2 protein-coding genes are annotated in these 1,048 nt (G+C 50.6%); both read right to left on the bottom strand.

Annotated features, from left to right (window positions below; translation table 11 throughout):
* Window positions 1–481: protein-methionine-sulfoxide reductase heme-binding subunit MsrQ (gene msrQ / locus C0K55_RS25665; RefSeq protein WP_105225240.1), on the bottom strand; the 481-nt coding region annotated here is incomplete at its 3' end.
* A partial coding sequence (msrP, locus tag C0K55_RS25660) for a protein-methionine-sulfoxide reductase catalytic subunit MsrP (protein ID WP_105283458.1) occupies window positions 482–1,048 on the bottom strand: 567 nt, incomplete at its 5' end.

The raw sequence follows: 1,048 nt of genomic DNA, 5'->3' as shown, positions 1-1,048 counted from the left end.
CCAGGATCGCGACAAGATAGACGAAGTTATGCAATTGTTGCCAGCGTTTGCCTAAGTTTCGCTGCATCGCCTGCGTGGAAGTGAATGTTAAAGCCAGTAAAATCAGCCAACTGATAATTCCGAGCGTTAAATAAGGTCGGGTGATTAATTCCTGACCCAATAACGTCAGATTATTCACTCCCAGCTCCAGCAAGGCATAACTGGTTAAGTGCAGCGTTGCCCAAGCGAAACACCATAAACCCAACAGGCGGCGAGTGCGAATCAATAATGGTTGTTTAGCGTAGCGCGCCAGCGGTGTAACCAACAAGGTCGCCAGCAAGAATTTCAGCGCAGTCCGACCGGTAAAATGCTGAATATCTTTCACCGGATCGGCACTTAATCCACCGTGGTTAATTGCCCACATCAGCCAGACAAACGGCAAAAATCCGGCAAGATGCAGGCAAACTTTCAGCCATGTCACTTGTTTTGCTGTCAGTCGCACTTAGAAATTCTCCCGTAAATCCAGTCCACGATAAAGCGACGCCACTTGATCGGCGTATCCGTTAAACAACAGCGTTGGCTGACGTTGTACATCAAGAATGCCACCTGAACCGATAAACCGTTCGGTAGCCTGCGACCAACGGGGATGATCAACATGCGGATTGACGTTGGCATAAAAGCCGTATTCATCGGGCGCGGCCAGATTCCAGGTGGTTGGCGGACGCTCCCGGGTCAGCTTAATACTGACAATCGATTTAATCCCTTTAAAGCCATATTTCCACGGCACAATCAGCCGTACCGGTGCGCCATTTTGCGGCGGTAACGCCTTGCCATAAACACCAACGGTCATCAGTGTGAGCGGATGCATCGCTTCGTCGAGACGTAATCCTTCTATATAAGGATATTTCAGGCCGCCGCCAATAAACCGGTCCTGCTGGCCTGGCATCTGTTCCGGCGCATAAATGGTTTCGAAGGCGACGTATTTCGCGTTACTGGTCGGTTCTGCCAGTGCCAGCAATTTGTGCAGCGGAAAACCAATCCACGGCACCACCATCGACCATGCTTCTAC

Origin of the sequence: Escherichia sp. MOD1-EC6098 (assembly GCF_002965865.1) — a bacterium.
Taxonomy (GTDB): Bacteria; Pseudomonadota; Gammaproteobacteria; order Enterobacterales; family Enterobacteriaceae; genus Escherichia; species Escherichia marmotae.
The sequence above is the reverse complement of the archived record's forward strand: the minus strand, read 5'-3'. Positions and strand labels throughout refer to the sequence as shown.